Source organism: Caenibius tardaugens NBRC 16725, from assembly GCF_003860345.1.
GTDB lineage: Bacteria > Pseudomonadota > Alphaproteobacteria > Sphingomonadales > Sphingomonadaceae > Caenibius > Caenibius tardaugens.
Window position 1 is genome coordinate 3,256,792 of record NZ_CP034179.1, and the last position, 23,212, is coordinate 3,280,003.

Sequence of the window (23,212 nt, forward strand, 5' to 3'; positions counted from 1 at the left end):
GGGTGATCGCCGCCCTTGCCGGTGCTGCCATGCCATCCGGCATGCGCAGGAAGTGAGCCGGATGCCGTGCCGATAGATGTCATGCAACCTGTCAGCCTCGCGGTTTGATCATGCGATCCTTCTCTGTGTGCACCAGCCTGTAGCCGACGCCGGGTTCGTTGCGGATCGGCGAGGTACCTGCCAGGTCCCATGCCAGTTTCTTGCGCACGCCTCTGGCAGCGACACGCAGATATTCCACATCCTGTTCGTGTCCGGCGCCCCACACGCTGCGAAGCAGTTGCGAATGGGTGATCACCCGTCCCGGATGCTTTGCCAGTTCGGTGAGAAAACCGAATTCCTTGGGGGTAAGGCGAACTTCCATTCCGGCTTTGCGTACCAGCCGCGCCGAAAGGTCTATCTCCACATCATCGACATGAATCACGGATATCTCTGCCTCCGCCGCCAGCCGGTGCCGCAGGGCAGTGCGAATGCGCGCGAGGATTTCTTCGGTATCGAACGGCTTGGTGACATAGTCGTCGGCCCCCAGATCGAGCGCGGTGACTTTCTGTTCCGTGTCATCTCGGGCGGAAATGATAATCAGCGCCGCACCGGTAGCCTTGATCAGCGACACCAGTTCCAAACCGTCGCGATCCGGCAGGCCAAGGTCGAGCAGGACAGCGTCGGGCTTGTCGATCTGCATCGCGGCCAGTGCTTCGCGTGCCGTGCCGGCTTCGACGTAACGGTAATGGGCGCGGGTGAGACAGGCGCCGAGCAGACGGCGAATGGGTGGCTCGTCATCCACAACCAGCAGTTTGGGCATGCCTGTCATTGTTCGGTTGATCCCTTCACCAGCCTGGCTTCCGGAAAATGCAGGGAGAAACAGGCCCCGCCCGTTTCCGGCCTGTTCGCCGCAGAGACATCCAGCCCCATGGCTTCCGCAAAACCTTTTACGATCGCCAGCCCCAGTCCGGAACCGCCCTTGCGGTCAGACCCTTCGATCCGTTCGAAGGTTTCGAATATCCTGCTTTCCGCGCCTTCGGGAATGCCAGCGCCCTTATCGATCACCGACAAGGTCAATCCTGCGGGCGTGCGGCGGGCCATGACCGTGATCGGCGTTTTCGGTCCGCCATGTTTCGCAGCGTTTTCAATGAGATTGATCAGGCAATGGTGAAACAGTTGCGGATCGACCATGACGAACGGCAGATCGGGTGGGACTTGCAGATCGATGGGCTGGTTGCCGAGCGTCCTGCGTAGGTCATGGACAGCGGCGGCGATGGCTTCTGTCAGATCGACAGGTTCGATCAATTGCCGCAAGGCACCTGCTTCGATGCGCGCCATATCGAGCAGATTTCCGACAAAGCGGTTGAGGCGTTCGGCTTCGTTGCGTGCTTCGGACAAATAGCCCTTTTCCTCAACCGAGGAGGGATGCATCGCGCCGAGCGCCCCGAGAATGGTGGTCAGCGGGGTGCGCAGATCGTGACTGACCGAGGAAAGAAGCGCCGAGCGCAACCGGTCCCGTTCCTTCAACTGGGCGACAAAAGCCATTTCTTCCTCAAGCGCGGCGCGCTGGAAGGCGAGCGCCGCCTGATCGAGGAGACTGAGCAACATCGGCAACTGGTCGGAACGCACGGGGGAACCGGCATCGGCGCGCGACAGGCCGATCACCCCAAGAACGCGTCCGGTCACGGCCAGTGGGCGAAACTGCCAGTCCGATGCGGTCAATGTTTCGGTATCGTGTCCGGCAGGCAGATTGTGATCATAGCTCCAGCGCGATGCTGCCTGTTCCAACGCTTCGAGTTGCGTTTGCGCCGGTACGGCGGCCTTGATCGCCAGTTGCCCCTCAATCGTCATGAGCAGAACCGTATTGACGCGCAGCAGCCGACTGACTTCTGTGCAAAGCAGTTGGGACAGGTCATCCGGATCGCTCATCGCCGTGAGTTGACGGGCAAAGCCGGCAAGCGAACTGTTCTGTGCTGCGCTGCGCTGGGCCAGCAGGGCCTGATCGCGGACCCGCGCGGCAAGCTGGCTGCTCGTTACCGCCACGGCCAGCAGAACCAGCACGGTGAGGATATTCTGTGGATCCTGTATCGTGAAGGTGTGGGTAGGGGGGAGGAAGAAGAAGTTATAGGCCAGCGATGCGACAAGGCTGGTGGCAACACCCACGCGCAGGCCATAGCGTAAGGCCGCGATCATCACCGGCAGGAGAAACAGCAATCCCGCATTGGCGATATTCCCGGCGGTGGAGAGTGCCGCGCCCAGCAGGGCAACCAGACTGACGAGGGCAAAGGCGATCAGATATTCGCCAGGTTGGCCCCACTTTCCTTCAGCTGGCTTTCTGGTGCCTTTGTGAGAGACCTGATGGCCCTGCATCGGCAGGACATGCACCGCGATGCCCGGCATTTCCCGTACCAGCCGGTCCACCACCGAACCATGCCGCAATTCGAACCAGCGCGAACGCGTCGACTTCCCGACAATCAACTGGGTCGCGCGGGCTTCGGTGGCGAAGCGGGCAAGGCCTTCGACCACGCTTTCGGCAGGGACAGTGGCAACTTGTGCGCCCAACTGGCTGGCGAGATGCAGCGTAGCTGCCAGTTGGGCGTTTTCGGCATCCGTGAAGCGGCCCGATCGCGGTGTCTCGATATGCACGGCGGTCCACGAACCGCGCCACGCATCGGCCAGCCGCTTGGCTGCGCGCACCAGTTCCGCCGCGCCGGGCAGTTCGCTGACCGCAACGACCATGCGTTCCCCCGCCGCCCAGTTGCCTGCGAGGGCATTGGCGCGGACATATTCGAGCATTTCGGCATCGATCGCCTGCGCGGTGCGGCGCAAGGCCAGTTCGCGCAGGGCCGTCAGATTGGATTTCGAGAAGAAACTGTCGAGGGCCCGGCTGGCCTCCTCGGGGACATAGACTTTGCCCTGTTTCAGCCGTTCGATCAGTTCGTCGGGCGGGATGTCGATCACTTCGATATCGGCATTTTCGATGACCCGGTCGGGGAGGGTTTCCCGCACGCGGACCTTGGTAAACGATGCAACGACATCGTTTACGCTTTCGAGGTGCTGCACGTTGACCGTGGAATAGACGTCGATTCCGGCAGCGAGGAGTTCCTCGACATCCTGATAGCGCTTTTCATGGCGGCTGCCGGGGGCATTGGTGTGGGCCAGTTCGTCCACCAGAACCAGACGGGGCGCACGGGCGAGAATCGCATCGATGTCCATCTCGTCGATCCTGCGACCGTGGTAGTTTGTCTGCCGACGTGGAATGATCTCCAGCCCACGAATCTGTGCCTCGGTTTCGGCACGGCCATGCGTTTCGACAATGCCGACCACGACATCGACACCGGCCCGCCGCCGTTCCTGCGCCTCGGTCAGCATCTCGTAAGTCTTGCCGACGCCCGGCGCGGCGCCAAGAAACACTTTCAGACGACCGTGGCCCTCCTGCGCGGCCTTGCGCAAGAGGGCGTCGGGGTTGGGCCTGTCCGGTTCGGCGCGTGCGTTCACGGGGATGTATTAGCGCGTTGTCCGGCGATTGTATCCAATGCCCGATTGAGCATCAGCACATTGACGCGGCGTTCCCCAAGAAAGCCCAGAAGCGGCGTTTCGATCCGGCTTTCCACCAGCTTGCGCACTGCGGCCAATTGCAATCCGCGTGCATCGGCCACGCGCTGCATCTGGAAGAAGGCCGCTTCGGGGCTGATATGAGGATCGAGCCCCGAAGCGGAAGTGGTCACCAGGTCAGGTGGGACGGTAATCCCTGGTGCGGTTTGCAACCGTTCGACATCGCCCTTGACCCGATCGTGCAGGGCTTTGCTGCCGGGGCCGAGATTGGAACCATAGCTGTTGTCGGCTTCGTATCCTTCGCCTGCCGCCGAAGGACGCGGGTGGAAATATCCATCCCCGGCAAAGCGCTGCGCGATCAGTTCGGAGCCGACGACACGCCCATGATCGCGGATAAGGCTGCCGTTTGCCTGAGCCGGAAACAGCACCTGAGCGACCCCGGTAATCATGGCCGGGTACGCCAGCCCCAGCACAGCCGCGAAGAGAATAGTCAACACCAGCGCGGGGCGCAGGGCAGAAGCGAGATCGTTCAACATGTCCGGGTCCTTCCGAAAATTCAGCTGTCAGTTCAGGCGAGGCCGATCCCGCTGACGACAAGGTCGATCAGCTTGATCCCGGCAAAAGGCGCCAAAAGCCCACCAAGCCCGTAGATCGCGAGATTGCGCGCCAGCAGCGGCCCGGCGCCCACGGCGCGATAGGCCACGCCTTTCAGTGCCAGCGGGACCAGCGCGGGGATGATCAGCGCGTTGAAAATAATGGCGGACAGGATCGCACTCTGTGGCGAGGCGAGCGCCATGACATTCAACACGCCCAGCCCCGGATAGAGCACCACGAATATGGCGGGGATGATCGCGAAATACTTTGCGACATCGTTGGCGACCGAAAAGGTGGTGAGCGATCCGCGCGTCATCAGCAATTGCTTGCCCAGGCCGACAATCTCGATGAGCTTGGTCGGATCGCTGTCGAGATCGACCATATTGCCTGCTTCACGGGCGGCCTGCGTTCCCGTGTTCATCGCCACGCCAACGTCCGCCTGCGCCAGTGCCGGGGCATCATTGGTGCCGTCGCCGCACATGGCTACCAGACGCCCGCCTTCCTGTTCGCGCCGGATAAGGGCCAGCTTGTCTTCCGGGGTGGCTTCGGCGAGAAAATCGTCCACTCCCGCTTCGGCCGCAATTGCCGCAGCGGTCAACGGGTTGTCCCCCGTGATCATGACAGTGCGGATGCCCATGCGGCGCAATTCGGAAAACCGTTCGCGCACGCCAGCCTTGATCACATCTTTCAGCGCGATCGCACCGAGCAGGCGGCCATCGCGGGCGACGGCGAGCGGGGTCATCCCGCCCCGGGCAATATCTTCGGTTACCCGGCGCAATTCTGCCGCAGCGCCTCCGTTCGTGGCGTCAGGATTGGCGCGAAAGATGGAATCAACTGCGCCTTTCTGGATCAGGGCGCCGCTGGAACGGACACCTGACAGGCGGGTTTGCGCGGTGAAAGGGATGATTTCTGCGTCGGAGGGCAGGCTGCTGGTCGCGATGCCATGAGTGCTGCGGGCGAGGGCAACGATGGAGCGGCCTTCCGGCGTTTCATCCGCCAGGCTGGCGAGCAGGGCGGCTTCTGCAAGGTCCTGTCCTGCCACGCCTTCGAGAGGGTGAAACGCACTGGCCTGCCGGTCGCCAATGGTGATCGTGCCGGTCTTGTCGAGTAGCAGAACATCCACATCGCCTGCGGCTTCTACCGCGCGGCCCGATTTGGCCAGCACGTTGAAACGCACCAGACGGTCCATTCCGGCGATGCCGATGGCGGAAAGCAGGGCGGCGATCGTGGTGGGGATCAGCGTGATCAGCAAGGCCGCCAACATCGCAACGGGGATGTTCCCGCCCGCATAGGACGCGAAGCCGGGAATTGTGCTGACCGCGATCAGGAATATGATGGTAAGCCCGACCAGAAGCACCGTCAGCGCGATTTCGTTGGGTGTTTTCTGCCGTTCCGCGCCTTCGACAAGGGCGATCATCCGATCGAGAAAACCTTGCCCCGGTTCCTGTGTCACCCGCACCCGGATGTGATCGGAAATGACGCGGGTCCCTGCGGTAACCGCAGACCGATCACCGCCTGCCTCGCGGATCACGGGCGCGCTTTCTCCGGTGATGGCCGCTTCGTTGACACTGGCCACGCCTTCGATCACTTCGCCATCCGCGGGGATCAGGTCGCCCGTTTCGACAAGCACCTCGTCCCCGCGTTTGAGGCTTGAGGCCGGGACGGTTTGTCCGCCGGGCAGGCGCGCAACCAGTTCGGATTTGGTCGCCTTGAGCGAGGCTGCCTGCGCACGTCCGCGCCCTTCCGCCAGTGCTTCGGCGAAGGTGCCAAACAGGACGGTCAGCCACAGCCAGACGATCAACTGCAACTGGAAACCGAAGGCCAGACCCTCTCCGCCCAGTGCCAGCAGCACAGTCAGGAGAACGGCGATCACAGCCGTGGTGAACAGAACCGGGTTTTTAACAAGCTGACGCGGATCGAGCTTGCGAACGGCGTCGCCCATCGCCGGGCCGATAAGGCGCGCCGAAAAGATGGAGGATGGGTTTGTCATGTCAGAATGTCCTCAGAAAAGCTGGCCGCTGGCCACCGCGAGGTGATCCGCAACGGGGCCGAGCGCGAGGCTGGGGAGGAAGGTCAAACCGCCGACGATCAGGATGATCCCCACGAGCAGGCCAATCCACAGCCCGCCGGTCGTCGGGAATGATCCCGTGGTTTCGGGCGTGTATTTTTTGGCGGCGAGACTGCCGGCGATGGCCAGAACAGGGATGATCACGAAGAATCGCCCGATCCACATCGCCGCGCCCAGAAGGCCGTTGTAGAACGGCGTGCCCGATGTGATCCCGGCGAAGGCTGATCCGTTGTTCCCCGTGGCGGAACTGAATGCATAGAGGATTTCTGAAAAGCCGTGCGGCCCTGCATTCAGCGGCCCCGCGAGCCCTTGCGGGGTGACCGCCGCGAGTGTGGTGAAACCCAGAATGCACAACGGCAACATTGCGATCGCCAGCACGGCCAGCTTTACTTCGCGTGCCTCAATCTTTTTGCCGACATATTCGGGGGTGCGCCCCACCATCAATCCGGCGACGAACACGGCCAGCAAGGCAAAAAGCAGGAAGCCGTAGATGCCCGCACCCACGCCGCCGATCACGATTTCACCCAGTTGCATATTGAACAGCGGGATCATGCCGCCCAGCGCGGTGAAGCTGTCGTGCATGGCATTCACGGCACCGCAGGATGCAGCGGTTGTAACCACCGAGAAAAGCGCGCTGGCGGCAATGCCAAAGCGCAGTTCCTTGCCTTCCATATTGCCACCGGCCACACCCAGTTGGTGCAGCATGGGATTGCCTGCCGCTTCCTGCCAGTAGACAATCGTTGTCCCGGCCAGGAACAGGATCAGCATTGCGCTGAAAATGGCCCAGCCTTGCCGGGTGTTGCCCACGGCCTTGCCAAAACACCAGGTCATCCCAGCGCCGATCACGAAGATCGAGAGCATCTCCGCGAAATTGGTCAGGGCGGTGGGGTTTTCGAAGGGGTGGGCGGAATTGGCATTGAAGAAACCGCCACCATTGGTGCCCAGCAATTTGATCGCTTCCTGCGATGCCACCGGTCCAAGCACGATGCTTTGCCTCGCGCCTTCAAGCGTGGTGGCCTCGACAAGGCTGGTGAATGTCTGCGGCACGCCGCTGGCCACAAGAAACAGCGCATAGCCGACACAGATGGGCAAGAGCAGATAGAGCGTGATGCGGGTCAGATCGGCCCAGAAATTGCCGAGTGTCGCCTGGTTGCGCCCGGTATCACCACCTTCGCCATGACGGGCGAACCCGCGAAACAGTGCGAAAGCAATGGCAATGCCGGTTGCCGCCGACAGGAAGTTATGGATCGTCAGCCCCAGCATCTGGCTGAGATTGGAAAGCGCGACTTCGCCGGAATACCATTGCCAATTGGTATTGGCCGTGAAGCTTATGGCGGTGTTGAATGCGCCGTCCGCGCCCATGGATTCCAGCCCGCGCGGGTTCATCGGCAGAACCGCCTGCAGGCGAAGCATGGCATAAGTGAACAACCAGGTTGCGATCTGGAACAGGAGCATGTGCACCGCATAAGTGCGCCAGTTCTGTTCCGCTGCGGGATCAATGCCAGCCAGCTTGTAAAAGCCGCGTTCCAGCGGGCCAAGGACAGCATGGAACGGTGTGCGTCGGCCTTCGTACAATGCGAATAGCCACATCCCGACTGGCTTTGTCAGTGCGACAAGAACGGCGGTAAAGCCAAGGATCAGTATCCAGCCCTGAATGGTCATGGCGTGCGTCCTTTCAGAACCGCTCGGGCCGCAGCAGTGCGGCGATGAGATAGGCGAGAAGGCCAAGCGCGGTGGCACCGGCCAAGATGAGTTCGATAGTCATCGGCTGGCCTCACACGCTTTCGCAAAGGCGGAGATAGGCGAGGGTCAGCAGGGCCAGCCCCGCCAGGGCACCGAGCCAGATCAGGTCATTCATCGGGTATTTCCTCGCGTAGTGAAGGAGGTGAACTTGCTGCTGCGGGGGACCGGCACGGGGCGGAACAGTTCGGGGCCAATAATCAGAAGAGGCCAGCCGACGCTCCAGCTCTGAATGACCACAATCGCAGCAAGGTATTCCCCCGCACGGGGATCGTGTGCGGGGAACTGATGCACCGAACGGTAAAGCCAGATTGCGGAAGCCGCGCACAATGCCAGTATCGCAAGACCCAGTCCGCGCAGAACGACCCCGCGCAGAACGATCTGGCCCGTCCACCAGCGCTTTGCGAACTGGCTACGGTTTATGACGGCATGCATCGGCCCACTCCGGCAGCATCCCCCTTGGGAACATCCGGCATGAATGTGGGGCGAAGCCCGATTAAGGTTCCACGGGGAACGTGGGCCTTGTCATAAAGAATGTATAAAAGGTGCCGGGGCAGGGGGAGTCATGGCATGACCATGATCGGAGCGTCTGCTGAACCCGGCGTACTCGCCCCGGCGCGCGCCTTCAGACGGATTGGCCGTCATCAATGGTAATGACCGCGCCGGTCATATGCAGCGACGCATCCGAACAAAGATAAACGGCCATGTCGTCAAGCGATTCTGCCGGTTGCAGGCGGCGGCGGTTGAAACTGGCGATCTGCGCCTTGCCAGCGTCTGTCTGGAACCAGTCATGCGCCATTTCGGTCAGGATATAGCCCGGCTGGATCACATTGACGTTGATCCCCTGCCTGACCCATTCCTGTGCCAGATTGCGACCGAGATGGGCGACGGCGGCTTTGCTGGCGGAATAGGCGCTGGTGCCATCACCGGTCTGGTCGGCGGTAATCGAGCCGATCAGGAGAATGCGTCCGCGGCCCGTGGCCCGGCTGTCGGCGGCGATCATGCGCTTTGCGCCTTCGCGGGCGGTCAGAAACACCCCGATCACATTCGTATCGAATATGGTCTTCAGCGCAGACAGCGGCGTTTCCGTGGAACGGCCCGCTGCAGTGACCCCCGCATTGGCAATGATCGTGTCGACCGGTCCGAAGGCGGATTCGGCTGCATCCAGTGCCGCGATAACAGAGGTTTCGTCGGCAACATCCAGCGGCACGGCGATGGCCTCTGCGCCATTGGCGCGCAATTCGGCAACAAGCGTTTCCATCGGTTCCACCCGCCGTGCGCCGAGAACAAGGTGTGCACCTTGCCGGGCGAACAGACGCGCAAAATGCATGCCCAGACCCGAAGACGCGCCAGTGATCAGGCATGTCCGCCCATGAAGATCGTGCATTGTCTGGCTCTCCCGTCGATCCGTGGTCCCGAGCCGTCATGTAGCGACGGCTGACCGGACATGTCTATTGCGCAGGCACAGTTCTTCGCACTGGCGCGGGCGGGCGATATTCGACTAGGAGGAGGCGACAGAGGACGAGAAAACAATGAATGATCAGGACACATTCGGCGGTACCGCAGCAGTCCGCGACGGGTTTGCTTTCGATACGGCTGCGCTCGCGCGCTGGATGGACGACAATGTCGAAGGGTATGCGGGGCCTTTGCAGGTCGAACAATTCAAGGGTGGCCAGTCCAATCCGACATACAAACTGATCACACCCGGCCGCGACTATGTCATGCGGCGCAAACCCCCCGGGCAACTGGTCAAGGGCGCGCATGCCATCGATCGCGAAGCGCGGGTTATCGGGGCCCTTGGTGGCACGGGGTTTCCCGTGGCGCGCCTTTACGGCCTGTGCATGGATGACAATGTCATCGGCACATGGTTCTACATCATGGAGATGGTCGAGGGGCGCAATTTCTGGGATGCGACGTTCCCCGATCTGTCACGGGACGAACGACCAGCCTATTTCGATGCCATGGTTTCCGCGCTCGCCCAGTTGCATTCGCTGGATCATGTGGCGTTGGGGTTGGAGGATTTTGGCAAACCGGGCAATTATTTCGAACGGCAGATTTCGCGCTGGTCGCGGCAATATCTGGACGATCCCGAAGCGGGGCGCAGCGCGGATATGGACTGGCTGATCGAATGGTTGCCCGGGAATATTCCCGAAGGCGACGAAACCAGCCTGATTCACGGGGATTTTCGCTGCGATAACATGATTTTCCACCCCACCGAGCCGCGCATTCGGGCCGTTCTGGATTGGGAACTGTCCACACTGGGCCATCCGCTGGGCGATTTCGGGCATCACGCGATGATGTATCATATGCCGCCGCATATCGTGGCGGGGCTGGGAGGCGCCGATATTTCGGATCTCAATATCCCTGGCGAAGATCAATATCTTGCGCGCTACTGCGAGCTGACGGGGCGGACGGATATCCCGTACTGGAACTTCTATCTGGCGTTCAATTTTTTCCGGCTCGGCGCGATTCTCCACGGTATCAAGGGGCGTTACTTGCGCGGAACCGCCTCATCGGAACAGGCGAAGCGGCGCGGGGATGCATTTCCGTTGCTCGGTGAAATCGGTCGTGGGCTGGCGCAGGGCGGATGATGCACGGATATTCAGGTGCTTGTATGATCTGTCCCAAAATGGGGCCATATTGTGGTTTTGCACGCTTACGCCTAGATGCATGTCATGCCCGGTGAACTGTTAGATAATAAGGGTCGGGGTGAAGCAGCTTGGCGTTGGCCGGCGATTCACCCCGAAGGTCGCAAATTTGCGCTGATCGCTGCTGCGGTCTGCGTCGTCACGGCGTTTCTCGCGTGGGAGACCGTTGCATGGCCTCTGGCCGTGCTGACGCTGTGCATTCTGGCGTTTTTCCGTGATCCGGAACGCGTCGTGCCGCAAGATCCGGCTTGTGTGATAGCACCGGCCGACGGTCTGGTCAGTCTGATCCAGCAAGTTCCGCCTCCGCGCGAGCTTCAGCTGGCTGACGGGACAGGCGCCCCCGCGTTGGGTAGTGAGCCCGTCACGCGGATTTCCATTTTCATGAGCGTGTTCGATGTACACATCAATCGCGCGCCGATCAGCGGCACTATCCGCCGAGTGATCTATCTTCCAGGCAAGTTTCTCAACGCCGATCTCGACAAGGCGAGCGAGGAAAACGAGCGCCAACACATTCTGATCGAACGCAGTGACGGGGTGGCGATCGCCTTTACCCAGATCGCCGGTCTGGTAGCGCGGCGTATCGTGCCCTTTGTGAAGACCGGGGATACGATGGCTGTTGGTCAACGGGTTGGCTTGATCCGTTTCGGCAGCCGGGTTGACGTGTATCTGCCGCAGGGAACCGACGCGAAAGTGGTGTTGGGCCAGAAGGTTGTGGCCGGAGAAACGGTTCTGGCGGAACTGGGCAAGCAGCAGTTGATCGAGGGTATCGCGCAATGAGCGAGGGACCCCGGCAGTACGGGCTGACGGGGTTGCCGCGCGGTTTGACGCTGCGCGCGCTGGTTCCCAACGCGATCACGGTCGCGGCATTGTGTTCGGGCCTTACAGGTATCCGGTTCGGCATAGACGGTAACTGGACGATGGCAATCATCGCGGTGATCCTGGCCGGGTTACTCGATGGGATCGACGGGCGGATTGCGCGTTTGTTGCGGGCCCAGTCACGATTTGGGGCGGAACTGGATTCGCTCGCGGATTCGCTGTCGTTCGGCGTGGCGCCTGCGCTTATCCTGTTTCTGTGGTCGTTGCAGGAATTGCCGCGATTTGGCTGGCTGGCGGCATTGGGTCTGGCGATCTGCTGTGTCTTGCGGTTGGCGCGTTTCAATGCGCAGATCGACATGCAGGAACAACCGCATAAATCTGCCGGGTTTCTCACCGGGGTTCCGGCACCGGTGGGGGCGGGGCTGGCCCTGTTGCCGCTTTATCTCTGGCTCGCCAGCGGACGGGATGAATTCCGCGAGCCGCTGGGTGTGGCGATTTGGGTGGCGGCCATCGCGTTCCTGATGATTTCCAATATCGCCACGTTGAGCTGGGCTTCGCTCCGCCTGCGTCGCAGTGTCAGGCTGGAAATGCTGGCACTGGCCGGGCTGGTCTTTGCGGCATTGCTGACCGAGCCCTGGTGGACTTTGGCCGGGTTGTGCGCGGCCTATCTGGCGATCATGCCTTATGGCTTGATCAGCTACGCCCGCATCAGGCGGCAGCGCGCTGCGCGTATTGCTGCGGAACCGGCCGACTGACGCGCCGCGACGGTGTGGTCGGGCGCAGTTTCGGCTGGCGAACGACCTGTTCCATCGATTTGACCGTCACCACGGCAGCTTGCGACGTTTCGCAGATGGCAAGCGCATGCCGCAGTTCGCCATAGGCCAGCCATGCCCGCCGCAGTGACGTGGCGTTGACAGTCAGCGCAACGAATGTGGCGATAGTAAACAGCGCGGTAACAGCGAATGCGATCATGGTCTTGCCCTTTCCCTGCCTGGCGGCGTGGCGACATTCCTGACGACTTGTGGAAAACTTCCTGCGGGAGTAAAACCACGATGCCGTCCTTCGTTGGAACATTTGTTCCCTTTTTGTTCCTGCATGTCAAGCGCAAAAATGATTACGCCGGAATTGCGTGTGCGCTTGGGGGCTGGATTCTTCGGGGGAACGGCGCTAAGGCGCGCCCGCATTCGAGTGAATCGGGCCTGATTTTCAGGCTTTTCACGCGGGCGCAAATCCACATGGGAAGCGCACATACCGGTGCCGCAGCGGACGCATTCCGCACGGTTCCAGCTTCCCAGAGGTACAACCGGAAAGGAAATGACTATGGCGGCTCCTACCGTCACGATGCAGCAATTGATTGAGGCCGGCGCACACTTCGGCCACCAGACCCACCGTTGGAACCCGCGCATGAAGCCGTATATCTTCGGCGCGCGCAACGGCGTTCACATCATCGATCTTTCGCAGACCGTTCCGCTTTTTGCGCGTGCGCTCGAGTTCGTTTCGGCCACAGTGCAGGCTGGCGGCAAGGTTCTGTTTGTCGGCACCAAGCGTCAGGCGCAGGAACCGATTGCACAGGCCGCGCGCGGCTGCGGTCAGCACTTCGTCAACCACCGCTGGCTGGGCGGCATGCTCACCAACTGGAAGACGATCTCGGGTTCGATCAAGCGTCTGAAGACGCTGGAAGAACGCCTTTCGGGTGACACCGCTGGTCTGACCAAGAAGGAAGTTCTTCAGATGACTCGCGAACGCGATAAGCTGGAGCTTTCGCTGGGCGGTATCCGCGACATGGGTGGCATTCCGGACGTGATGTTCGTGATTGACGCCAACAAGGAAGAACTGGCGATCAAGGAAGCGAACGTTCTGGGTATTCCGGTCGTTGCGATTCTCGACTCGAACGTCGATCCCTCGGGCATTGCTTTCCCGGTTCCGGGTAACGACGATGCCAGCCGTGCGATCCGCCTTTACTGCGATGCGATTGCCCAGGCTGCCCAGAAGGGTGGTCATGCGGCAGTGGTCGATTCGGGTGCGGACATCGGCGAACTGGCCGAACCCCCGGTCGAAGCAGTCGCTTCCGCAGAAGCGTAATCGATCTGGCATAATTGCCGATTAATGCGCCGGGCCGCTGGGCGGCCTGGCGCCCGAATTTTTCCACGAGGTATTATCATGGCTGCTTACACTGCCACTGACGTCAAGAACCTGCGCGAACGTACCGGCGCGGGCATGATGGACTGCAAGAAGGCTCTGGACGAAACCAACGGCGATCTGGAAGCTGCGGTTGACGCGCTGCGCGCCAAGGGTCTCGCTGCCGCTGCCAAGAAATCCAGCCGTACCGCGGCTGAAGGTCTGGTCGGCGTTGCGGTCGAAGGCACCAAGGGTGTTGCGGTTGAAGTGAACTCGGAAACCGACTTCGTTGCCAAGAACGACCAGTTCCAGGATTTCGTCCGCAAGACGACCGCCGTGGCGCTTGGTCTGGGCGCGGACGATGTGGAAGCGCTCAAGGGCGCGGCGTACCCCGATGGCGGCACGGTGGGCGACAAGCTGACCAACAATGTCGCAACCATCGGCGAAAACCAGCAGGTCCGCCGGATGAAGACCGTTTCGGTCAGCCAGGGCGTGATCGTTCCCTACATGCACAATGCCGCTGCCGACAATCTCGGCAAGATCGGCGTGCTCGTGGCACTGGAAAGCGAAGCCCCGGCAGCGGTTCTCGAACCGCTGGGCAAGCAGCTGGCGATGCACATTGCCGCAGCCTTCCCGCAGGCGCTGGATGCGTCCGGCCTTGACGCCGACGTGATCGAGCGTGAGCGCGCGATTGCCCGTGAAAAGGCGGCCGAAAGCGGCAAGCCCGAAAACGTGCAGGAAAAGATGGTCGAAGGCGCCGTGGCGAAGTTCGCCAAGGAAAACGCGCTGCTTAGCCAGCTTTTCGTGATGGACAACAAGACCCCGATCGCACAGGTCGTTGAGCAGGCTGGCAAGGAAGCCGGCGCGAAGATCGTGCTCAAGGATTATGTCCGCTTCCAGCTCGGTGAAGGCATCGAGAAGGAAGAAAGCGACTTCGCTGCAGAGGTTGCTGCCGCCGTCGCTGGCTGATTCCGGTACAGGGATACGGATCTCCCCGCGCGGCCCGGGTCGCGCGGGGATTTTTGTGCCCGGTAACCGCGCCATACGCCCCTTGGCAGCGGCACCCTGCGTCCTATAAGGACGGCGCTCTATTCGAATGAGATTCCTGACCCATGACCAACCCATCCTACAAGCGCGTATTGCTCAAGCTCTCGGGCGAAGTGCTGATGGGCGACCAGCAGTTCGGCATTGACCCGAAGTTTGTGGCGGAACTGGCGAAGGAAGTGAAAGCCGCGAAGGATAGCGGGCTGGAAGTGTGCCTGGTTATCGGCGGCGGTAATATTTTCCGCGGCATGGCCGGGGCAGCGCAGGGCATGGACCGTGCGCAGGCCGATTATATGGGCATGCTGGCGACCGTGATGAATGCGCTGGCGATGCAGAGCGCGCTGGAGCAACTGGGCGTCCACACCCGCGTGCAATCGGCCGTGCAAATGGATACTGTCTGCGAACCGGTGATCCGCCGGCGTGCTGAACGGCATCTGGAAAAAGGCCGGGTGGTGATATTCGCGGCTGGCGTTGGCAGCCCCTATTTTACCACGGACAGCGGGGCCGCGTTGCGTGCTGCCGAAATGAAATGCGACGCCTTGCTCAAGGGGACGAGCGTTGACGGAATCTATGATTCCGATCCGAAGAAAAACCCCGCTGCAAAGCGTTATCAATCAGTCAGTTATGACAAGGTCTTGGCTGACAATCTGAAGGTGATGGACGCCGCCGCCGTGGCTTTGTGCCGCGACAATGCCATTCCGATCGTGGTCTTTTCGATCCGTGAGAAAGGCAATCTTGCCCGGGTTCTGGAAGGGCAAGGCGTCCAGACGATAGTGCAAAAGGAAGGCTGATCATGGCAAAGTACGACAAGGCCGATATCGAACGCCGCATGGGTGGCGCTGTGGATTCGCTGAAGAGCGATCTGTCGGGCCTGCGCACCGGGCGGGCCAACACCACGCTGCTCGATCCGATTCAGGTGGAAGTCTACGGGGCCATGATGCCGCTCGGCCAGGTGGCGACCATTTCCGCGCCCGAACCTCGCATGCTCAGCGTGCAGGTGTGGGACAAGGCGAACATGACGCCGGTCGAAAAGGCGATCCGGTCTGCAGGGCTGGGGCTTAACCCCATGACCGACGGGCAGAATATTCGTCTGCCCATTCCCGATCTGACGGAAGAACGCCGCAAGGAACTGGCCAAGCTGGCCGGGCAATATGCGGAAAAGGCCCGGATCGCGATCCGCAATGTTCGCCGTGATGGCATGGAAATGCTGAAGGACGATGAAAAGAAGAAGGAAATCAGCGAGGACGAGCGCAAGCGCAAGGAAGAGGAAGTCCAGAAACTGACCGATCAATATGTGAAGCAGGCGGATGACGCTGCCGAACATAAGGAAAAGGAAATCCTCGGTCAGTGACCACGAGCCAGCCTCCGCTGGTTCCGCTGGGGTCTCGTGAAGATGCCGCTGGTGAGGGCCCTGTAACAGCCCGTTCCGATGCGGCGGGCCACGGTGCGCGCCACGTTGCGATCATTATGGATGGCAACGGGCGCTGGGCCAAAAAACGCCATTTGCCCCGGGTGATGGGACATCAGAGGGGGGTGGAAGCGGTTCGCCGCCTCGTGCGCGCCTTGCCCGGCAGTGGGTTGGAGGCGCTGACGCTCTACGCCTTTTCTTCCGAAAACTGGAAGCGACCCGAGGACGAGGTTGCCGATCTGATGACGCTGATGAAGCGTTTTCTGAAAAGCGATCTTCCCGATCTTGTTGCGCATGGGATACGCCTGAAGATCATTGGGGATTACAAGGCTTTATCGCCCGATCTGGTGGCGCAGCTTGAGCAGGCGCTGGACGCCACCTCTGGCGGCACGGCCGGAACATTGGCGGTCGCGCTCAATTACGGGTCGCAGCAGGAAATTGCGCGGGCGGCGGCGGCGGCAGCAGCCGAAGGGCCTATTACCGCGGAAGCTATCGAACGGCATCTTGATACAGCAGATTTGCCGCCACTTGATCTGCTGATTCGCACTTCGGGCGAAGTGCGCCTGTCGAATTTTCTGCTGTGGCAGGCCGCTTATGCCGAAATGTGGTTCACCGATGTCTTGTGGCCCGATTTCCGGCCTGAGCATCTGGAAGAGGCGTTGGCGACCTTTGCCGGGCGGGAGCGCCGCTATGGTGGACGTTGAGGTTCAGCAGCCGACGCATAAGGGCTCGGACTTGCCTGTGCGGGTCGCGTCGGCGCTGGCCATGTTGCTGGTTGCTGGCACGGCGTTCTGGCTGGGGGGGCTGGTGCTTGACCTGTTCATCGGACTGGTTGGCCTGATCGCTTTTGTCGAAATGGCGCGGCTGATCATCCGGATTCCCGCCGCTCCGCTCAGCCATGGAATCGCCCTGATCGGTGCGATACTCTATGTCGGATTGGCTGCGGCTTATCTTGTCGCGAGCCCGGCAGCGGTTGTATTCTTCGCGCTGGGGATCGTGATTGTCACCGATACCGGGGCCTATTTCACCGGCCGTGCGATTGGCGGCCCGAAGATCGCACCGTCGATCAGCCCGTCCAAGACCTGGGCGGGCCTTTTCGGCGGTATGGCGGCGGCGGGGCTGTTGGGGGCTGTTCTGGTCGGCGGCGCCGTTTCATTCGGCGCAGCGCAACCCACGCACGATGGGCAGGGCGTGCCGTGGCTGGCGGTACTTGCCGGTTTTGCAGTGGGCGCCTTGCTGGCAATTGTGGCGCAAATGGGTGATTTTTTCGAAAGCTGGCTAAAGCGCCGTGCAGGCGTGAAGGACAGTTCCCGGCTCATTCCCGGTCATGGCGGTGTCCTTGATCGTGTGGATGGCCTGCTGCCCGTGGCGATCATCGTCGGGGCGGTTTCTTCCTATTTGATGTTTGTGTGATGCGTAGCATATCGATTCTTGGTGCCACCGGTTCGGTCGGCACATCGACTCTGGACCTTGTTCGACGCAACCGGGACGATTGGCGCGTTGTGGCGCTCACGGCACACAGCAATGCTGTGGAACTGGCCGGGTTGGCCAAGGAGTTTGGTGCCGAGCTTGCGGTTATTGCCGATGAAACCTGTCTTCCTCTATTGCGGGAAGCGCTGTCCGGAAGCGGGATTGCGGTGGCAGGCGGTTTGCAGGCGCTGTGTGATGCCGCAGCAAGGCCAGCAGATGTGACCGTTGCCGCGATTGTCGGTTGTGCAGGGCTGGCGCCGACCATGGCGGCGATCGAGCAGGGCGGTATTGTCGCACTGGCCAACAAGGAAGCACTGGTTTCCGCCGGAGACCTGATGATGGCTGCGGTGGAACAGCATGGGGCCACGCTGCTGCCGCTCGATTCGGAACACAACGCGATTTTTCAGTGTCTGGCGGGAAATGCCTTGTCCGATGTCCGGCGCATCACCCTGACGGCGAGCGGAGGGCCGTTCCGTACCTGGACGGTGGAGCAATTGCAGGCGGCCACGGCCGCGCAGGCGGTAAAGCATCCGAACTGGGACATGGGGGCGAAAATCAGCGTCGATTCAGCCACCATGTTCAACAAGGGGCTTGAACTGATCGAAGCCTGGCACCTGTTCCCGGTGGGGCTGGATAAGCTGTCGATCGTCGTGCATCCGCAAAGTGTGATTCACTCGCTGGTGGAATACCGGGACGGGTCGAGTCTGGCGCAGCTTGGGCCATCGGATATGCGCGTGCCGATTGCATCGTGTCTGGCATGGCCGCAGCGTATGGATACGCCGATGCCGTCGCTGGATTTGCCGACCCTTGCGGAATTGACATTCTTCGCGCCCGATGAGGTGCGTTTTCCGGCCACGCGCATCGCGCGGGAAGCGGCGGAGGCCGGTGGCGCGGCACCAGCGGTGTTGAACGCCGCAAACGAAATAGCGGTTGCCGCATTTCTGGCCGGGCAGATCGGTTTTATGCGCATAGCCGCAAATGTCGAACGCGTTCTCGCGGCAACGATGCCTCAGGCACCTTCATCGCTGGACGATGTCTTCGCAATCGACCATGACACGCGTATTCGTGCGCGTGAATTGCTGGAGCTGGCCTGATTTGACCGAATCCCCCTCGATCTTTCTGATGATTATCGGGTTCCTGCTGGTGCTGGGGCCATTGGTGACTGTCCATGAACTGGGGCACTACCTCGTTGGGCGCTGGTTCGGGGTGAGGGCAGACGCGTTCTCCATCGGTTTCGGCAAGGAACTGTTCGGCCGCACCGATCGGCGGGGAACACGCTGGAAAGTGTCGGCGATCCCGCTGGGCGGCTATGTGCAGTTCGCAGGTGACATGAACCCGGCAAGCCAGCCCAATGCCGAATGGCTCGCCCTTCCGCAGAAAGAACGGGAACAGACATTTCAGGCCAAGGCGCTGTGGCAGCGCGCCCTGATTGTCGCGGCCGGGCCCTTTACGAATTTCGCGGTGGCCGTAGCGATTCTGGCGGCATTCAATCTGGCCTATGGCAAGATGGTGGTGCCCCCGGTGATCGGCGGGGTCGCGGAACAGTCTGCCGCTGCCGAAGCCGGGCTGAAGCCGGAGGATCGCATTACTGCGGTTGATGGCAGCGCCGTTTCCGATTTTGACGATCTGCGCAGCCGCGTCGTGCCGAATCCCGGTGTCGACATGGTACTGACCGTGCAGCGCGGTACGGAAAAGTTCGATGTGAATTTTCGCGTACCCGAAGTCGTCGAACGCGACCGGTTCGGTAACACGTTTCGCGTCGGGCGGCTGGGCATTGTGTCCCGCCCCGGCGAACTGCAGCAGGTCGGGCCGATCGAAGCCGTGGGTCTTGGTGTGCGCCAGACGGGCGACATCATGGTCATGATGGCCAAAGGCGTAGTGCAGATCATCACTGGGCGCCGCTCGGTCGACGAGCTGGGTGGGCCGATCAAGATCGCCAAGTATTCCGGGGAGCAACTGTCGCTCGGCTGGCGCGAGTTCGCCTATTTCGTGGCGCTCATCTCAATTAACTTGGCATTCATCAACCTCTTGCCAATCCCTGCCCTTGATGGCGGGCATCTGGCTTTCTATGCCGTGGAGGCGGTCCGTCGGAAGCCGGTTGGCCAGCGGAGTCAGGAATGGGCATTTCGAACCGGCATGGCCCTTATGCTGGCTCTGATGCTTTTCGTGACCATAAATGACCTCATCTCGCTGCCGATCTTTGGCAGCTAGTCCGGGGAAGGAACGCAGAAGGCTGGCGATCGTTTTGTGCTTCCGCTTGATTGGTGCCTGTTCATCGGGCACAGGGCGGCGATTGTCTGCCGTGGTCTGACTCTATCGGAACGATGGAGGAGGATCGTCGAATGATAGGAAATGCCGTGTCGAACTTTAGACGGGAAGTAAACCGCATGGGCAATAATTACAGTGCCTCACGCCTTGCAGTCGCCTTGATGGGAGGAACTGTCCTTGGCGGATTGCCCGTTGCCGCGCAGGCCCAGGCTGCTGCGCCCGCTGCTGCCGCAGCGACCACGGCCCCTGTCGCCATCGCACCTGCCGCTGAGACGATCCGGTCGATTACGGTTGTCGGCAACCAGCGTATCGAGCGCGATACGATCCTGAGCTATATTCAGCTGCGCGAAGGCCAGCCTTATACGCAGGCCGCAGCGGACGAGGCGCTCAAGGCGCTGTACGCCACGGAGCTGCTGGCGGATGTTTCGATCCACAACGAAGCGGGCAATGTGGTGATCGAGGTCAAGGAAAACCCGATCATCAACCGCATCATCCTGGAAGGGAACAAGCGGATCAAGGACGACAAGATCCTTCCCGAAATCAAGATGGCGCCGCGGCAGATCTTCACGCGTTCCAAGGTTCGCGCGGATGTGGCCCGCATTATCGAACTGTACAAGCGCAAGGGGCGCTTCGCTGCGACGGTCGAACCGAAAATGGTCGAGCTGGAGCAGAACCGCGTCGATATCGTCTACGAAATCAGCGAAGGGCCGAAGTCCAAGGTCCAGAAAATCAACATCATCGGCAACGAGAAGTTTTCCGATGGCGATCTGCGTGAACAGATGGTGACGAAGCAGGCACGCTTCTTCCGCCTGTTCAGCTCCAACACCGGATATGATCCGGATCGTCTTGCTTTTGACCAACAGAAGCTGCGCCAGTTTTACCTGACGGAAGGCTATGCCGATTTCCGCGTGGTTTCGGCGGTGGCAGAACTGACGCCCGACAAGAAAGACTTCATCATCACTTATGTGGTGGAAGAAGGCGATCGGTACAAATTTGGCCCGGTGCAGGTCGAAAGCCAGCTGCGCGATTTCAACAGCAGCGATCTGACTGCCAGGCTGCCGATGAAGGAAGGCGACTGGTACAACGCCAAGAAGGTTGAAGACACCGTCGAAAGCCTGAGCGAAGGCGCCGGTTCGATGGGGTATGCCTTTGCCGACGTGCGGCCGAATTTCCGCCGCAACAAGGACAACCTGACGATGTCGGTCGACTACACGCTGGCGGAAGCGCCGCGCGTTTATGTCGAGAAGGTCGATATCAACGGCAACACGCTGACGCAGGACAAGGTGATCCGCCGCGAATTCCGCACGGCGGAAGGCGATGCGTTCAACTCCCTGAAGATCAAGCGCACCACCAACCGGATCAAGTCGCTCGGTTATTTCCAGGAAAACTTCGAGGTTCAGCAGAAGGAAGGCAGCGCGCCCGACCGGATCATCCTCGAAGCCAATGTCGAGGAAAAGCCCACGGGCGAACTGCAGCTTTCGGCCGGTTTCTCCAGTCTCGAAAGCTTCATTCTGTCAGGCTCGATCCGGCAGCGCAACTTCCGTGGTCGCGGGCAGACCGTGGGCCTCAGCCTGAACTTCTCGCGCTATACCAAATCCGCGCAGGTGAGCTTCGTCGAACCCTATCTGTTCGATAAGAACATTTCGGCAGGTATCGATATTTACCGCCGCGATCTCAACAGCTTCAACTACTTCGGTAGCAAGCGCAACACGACCTATGAACGCTCGACCACGGGCTTCCAGGCGCGTCTTGGTGTGCCGCTGACCGAATATCTGTCCGCGATCGCACGCTACACATTGAACTATGACGATGTGTCGCTGTCCAAGGATTATTACTCCGAGCGTGTGACGCCGGGTGTCACCGAATGCGACGCATTCCTTGCGGGGCGCTATCTTTGCGACTCGCTGGGCAAGGATCTCAGCTCGATCATCGGTGTGTCGCTGGTCTATGATACGCGCGACAGCCGCTATCGCCCGACCCGCGGCCATAACGTGACGGTCGGCTTCGACTTTGCCGGGCTGGGTGGGGATGTGAAATATGCCCGCGTTACCGGTGAAGCGTCGAAATACTGGAATGTCGGCGGCGGGTTCATCTTCTCGGTTGCGGCGGAAGGCGGCTTTATCAAGGCGCTGCAGAACCGTGGAGCCGGGTTGGATGATCTGCGGATCACCGATCGCTTCTTCCTTGGCGAACCGCAGATTCGCGGCTTCGATATTCGTGGCGTCGGCCCGCGCGTGTTGCGTAAGCCATTGATCGATCTTGCCGGCTGTACGGCCGACAGCACGGGCTGCGTGCAGAACATCGGCCCCGATCCCTCGCGCAAGCAGTGGACCGATGACGCGTTGGGCGGCAAGGCCTATTACGTCGGCCGGGCTGAACTCGAAATTCCGTTGGGCAGCGGTGCCCGCGAAATGGGGCTGCGCCCCTCAATCTTCCTCGATGCTGGTGCCGTCTGGGGTGTCAAGAAGCCGCAATTGACCAAGGCTGGCGATATGCCTTACCCCTATCTCGACATCATGGATTTGAATGATGCGGGTCAGCAGCTTTATAACCAGATCGATGAAAAAGATTCCGCAGGGAATGCGACCAAGGTTTCGGTCACAACAAACCCGACTGGGCCGTTCGGTGCCAATGAGGCCCGCATCCGTCAGCGGATACCTGCCTTTATCGAAGAGTTCGTTGGCAATACGCCCAAGCCGCGCGTCAGCATTGGCGTGGGTGTAAACTGGAACTCACCCTTTGGCCCGCTTCGCATCGATTTTGCCAAGGTCTTGCTTAAGGCCAAAGGCGACGACACCAAGGCATTTTCCTTCAACGTAGGGACGCAATTCTGATGAAAATTCTTCTTAAATCGGCCCTGGCTGCCGGGCTTGTTCTTTCCGCTGCGCCAATCGCTATTGCACCTGCCACGGCGCAAGTGGTGAAGGGGATCGGCTGGGTCAGCACCGAGGGCGTAATTGCCAATTCCAATGCCTATCGCACCGCCCAGCAGCAGCGCGAAACGACCTACAAGGCGCAGTATGATGCGGCCAAGGCCAAGAAGGCCCAGGTTGAAGCGCAGCTCAAGCCGCTGGTCGACAAGTTCAATGCCGACAGCCAGGCAGCCAGCCCCAATGTGGCTTCGCTGCAGCAGCAGGCCGCCACGATCCAGCAGATCGAACAGAACGGCCAGCGCGATATCCAGAATATCATGCAGCCGGTCGCGCTTTCGAACGCCTATGTCGAAGAACAGATCTACGACAAGATCGATGCCGCCATCAAAGCCGCCTCGACCAAGAACAAGGTTGGCCTGATCCTCGCGCAGGATTCGCTGGTCTATGCCGAAGACGCGTACAACATGAACCAGCAGGTTCTGGCTGAACTCAATACGCTTCTGCCGTCGGCACAGCTTGTTCCGCCGCAGGGCTGGCTGCCGCGTCAGCTGCGTGAACAGCAGGCTGCCCAGCAGGGCGCTGCTCCGGCAGCCCCGGCACAGCCGTCGCCCAGCGGCCGCTAAGCACACCT

Annotated in this window: 22 protein-coding genes; 13 read left to right on the forward strand and 9 right to left on the reverse strand. The window is 60.8% G+C overall.

What is annotated here, in order from left to right; all coding sequences use genetic code 11:
• Window positions 1-91: 91 nt before the first annotated feature.
• From EGO55_RS15355 to EGO55_RS15390, 8 genes are all read right to left on the reverse strand, one after another.
• Window positions 92-808, reverse strand: a complete 717-nt coding sequence (locus EGO55_RS15355) for a response regulator transcription factor (protein WP_021688496.1) — start codon at window positions 806-808, stop codon at window positions 92-94.
• The gene (locus tag EGO55_RS15360; protein ID WP_021688495.1) at window positions 805-3,477 is read right to left on the reverse strand and encodes a sensor histidine kinase; all 2,673 of its coding nucleotides are present in this window, start codon (window positions 3,475-3,477) and stop codon (window positions 805-807) included. The genes EGO55_RS15355 and EGO55_RS15360 overlap by 4 nt, the downstream gene beginning before the upstream one ends.
• Window positions 3,474-4,070 carry a potassium-transporting ATPase subunit KdpC gene (gene kdpC / locus EGO55_RS15365; RefSeq protein ID WP_021688494.1) on the reverse strand — a complete coding sequence of 199 codons (597 nt, stop codon included), beginning with the start codon at window positions 4,068-4,070 and terminating at the stop codon, window positions 3,474-3,476. Before kdpC ends, EGO55_RS15360 begins: the two co-directional genes overlap by 4 nt.
• Before the next feature lie 32 nt (window positions 4,071-4,102).
• Window positions 4,103-6,118: a potassium-transporting ATPase subunit KdpB gene (gene kdpB / locus EGO55_RS15370; protein WP_021688493.1), complete on the reverse strand. Its 2,016-nt coding sequence runs from the start codon at window positions 6,116-6,118 to the stop codon at window positions 4,103-4,105.
• A gap of 12 nt (window positions 6,119-6,130) precedes the next feature.
• Window positions 6,131-7,858, reverse strand: coding sequence for a potassium-transporting ATPase subunit KdpA (gene kdpA, locus EGO55_RS15375; protein WP_021688492.1), 1,728 nt, complete (start codon window positions 7,856-7,858; stop codon window positions 6,131-6,133).
• Window positions 7,859-7,871: 13 nt separating this feature from the next.
• Window positions 7,872-7,961: a K(+)-transporting ATPase subunit F gene (gene kdpF, locus EGO55_RS15380; RefSeq protein ID WP_040714614.1), complete on the reverse strand. Its 90-nt coding sequence runs from the start codon at window positions 7,959-7,961 to the stop codon at window positions 7,872-7,874.
• A gap of 89 nt (window positions 7,962-8,050) precedes the next feature.
• The gene (locus EGO55_RS15385) at window positions 8,051-8,371 is read right to left on the reverse strand and encodes a hypothetical protein (protein ID WP_021688491.1); all 321 of its coding nucleotides are present in this window, start codon (window positions 8,369-8,371) and stop codon (window positions 8,051-8,053) included.
• A gap of 190 nt (window positions 8,372-8,561) precedes the next feature.
• Window positions 8,562-9,323, reverse strand: a complete 762-nt coding sequence (locus tag EGO55_RS15390) for an SDR family NAD(P)-dependent oxidoreductase (protein ID WP_021688490.1) — start codon at window positions 9,321-9,323, stop codon at window positions 8,562-8,564.
• A gap of 145 nt (window positions 9,324-9,468) precedes the next feature.
• Here EGO55_RS15390 and EGO55_RS15395 point away from each other — a divergent pair, with 145 nt between their 5' ends.
• The 3 genes from EGO55_RS15395 (at window position 9,469) to EGO55_RS15405 (ending at window position 12,155) form a co-directional block, all read left to right on the forward strand.
• The gene (locus tag EGO55_RS15395) at window positions 9,469-10,527 is read left to right on the forward strand and encodes a phosphotransferase family protein (RefSeq protein WP_021688489.1); all 1,059 of its coding nucleotides are present in this window, start codon (window positions 9,469-9,471) and stop codon (window positions 10,525-10,527) included.
• 84 nt (window positions 10,528-10,611) lie between these two features.
• The gene (locus tag EGO55_RS15400) at window positions 10,612-11,361 is read left to right on the forward strand and encodes a phosphatidylserine decarboxylase (protein WP_040714801.1); all 750 of its coding nucleotides are present in this window, start codon (window positions 10,612-10,614) and stop codon (window positions 11,359-11,361) included.
• The gene (locus tag EGO55_RS15405; protein ID WP_021688487.1) at window positions 11,358-12,155 is read left to right on the forward strand and encodes a CDP-alcohol phosphatidyltransferase family protein; all 798 of its coding nucleotides are present in this window, start codon (window positions 11,358-11,360) and stop codon (window positions 12,153-12,155) included. The genes EGO55_RS15400 and EGO55_RS15405 overlap by 4 nt, the downstream gene beginning before the upstream one ends.
• Here EGO55_RS15405 and EGO55_RS15410 read toward each other — a convergent pair.
• Window positions 12,109-12,372 carry a hypothetical protein gene (locus EGO55_RS15410; RefSeq protein WP_021688486.1) on the reverse strand — a complete coding sequence of 88 codons (264 nt, stop codon included), beginning with the start codon at window positions 12,370-12,372 and terminating at the stop codon, window positions 12,109-12,111. The two genes, EGO55_RS15405 and EGO55_RS15410, sit on opposite strands and share 47 nt — an antisense overlap.
• 348 nt (window positions 12,373-12,720) lie before the next feature.
• Between EGO55_RS15410 and rpsB the strand changes: the two genes are divergently transcribed.
• The 10 genes from rpsB (at window position 12,721) to EGO55_RS15460 (ending at window position 23,204) form a co-directional block, all read left to right on the forward strand.
• A complete protein-coding gene (rpsB, locus tag EGO55_RS15415) occupies window positions 12,721-13,482 on the forward strand; it encodes a 30S ribosomal protein S2 (RefSeq protein WP_021688484.1) in 762 nt (253 codons plus the stop codon).
• A gap of 78 nt (window positions 13,483-13,560) precedes the next feature.
• The gene (tsf, locus tag EGO55_RS15420) at window positions 13,561-14,487 is read left to right on the forward strand and encodes a translation elongation factor Ts (RefSeq protein ID WP_021688483.1); all 927 of its coding nucleotides are present in this window, start codon (window positions 13,561-13,563) and stop codon (window positions 14,485-14,487) included.
• 143 nt (window positions 14,488-14,630) lie between these two features.
• Window positions 14,631-15,353 carry a UMP kinase gene (pyrH, locus tag EGO55_RS15425; protein WP_021688482.1) on the forward strand — a complete coding sequence of 241 codons (723 nt, stop codon included), beginning with the start codon at window positions 14,631-14,633 and terminating at the stop codon, window positions 15,351-15,353.
• 2 nt (window positions 15,354-15,355) lie between these two features.
• Window positions 15,356-15,913, forward strand: a complete 558-nt coding sequence (gene frr / locus EGO55_RS15430) for a ribosome recycling factor (protein WP_021688481.1) — start codon at window positions 15,356-15,358, stop codon at window positions 15,911-15,913.
• Between the two features lie 116 nt (window positions 15,914-16,029).
• Window positions 16,030-16,674, forward strand: a complete 645-nt coding sequence (gene uppS / locus EGO55_RS15435) for a polyprenyl diphosphate synthase (protein WP_052023602.1) — start codon at window positions 16,030-16,032, stop codon at window positions 16,672-16,674.
• Entirely contained in the window at window positions 16,661-17,383 is a 723-nt protein-coding gene (locus EGO55_RS21545; protein WP_021688479.1) for a phosphatidate cytidylyltransferase, read from the forward strand. The genes uppS and EGO55_RS21545 overlap by 14 nt, the downstream gene beginning before the upstream one ends.
• A complete protein-coding gene (dxr, locus tag EGO55_RS15445) occupies window positions 17,383-18,534 on the forward strand; it encodes a 1-deoxy-D-xylulose-5-phosphate reductoisomerase (protein ID WP_021688478.1) in 1,152 nt (383 codons plus the stop codon). The genes EGO55_RS21545 and dxr overlap by 1 nt, the downstream gene beginning before the upstream one ends.
• Before the next feature lies 1 nt (window position 18,535).
• A complete protein-coding gene (gene rseP, locus EGO55_RS15450; RefSeq protein WP_021688477.1) occupies window positions 18,536-19,651 on the forward strand; it encodes an RIP metalloprotease RseP in 1,116 nt (371 codons plus the stop codon).
• Window positions 19,652-19,827: 176 nt separating this feature from the next.
• Window positions 19,828-22,542 carry an outer membrane protein assembly factor BamA gene (gene bamA / locus EGO55_RS15455; protein ID WP_021688476.1) on the forward strand — a complete coding sequence of 905 codons (2,715 nt, stop codon included), beginning with the start codon at window positions 19,828-19,830 and terminating at the stop codon, window positions 22,540-22,542.
• Window positions 22,542-23,204 (forward strand): OmpH family outer membrane protein, encoded by a 663-nt coding sequence (locus tag EGO55_RS15460; protein ID WP_021688475.1) that lies wholly within the window; start codon window positions 22,542-22,544, stop codon window positions 23,202-23,204. Before bamA ends, EGO55_RS15460 begins: the two co-directional genes overlap by 1 nt.
• Window positions 23,205-23,212: the final 8 nt, after the last annotated feature.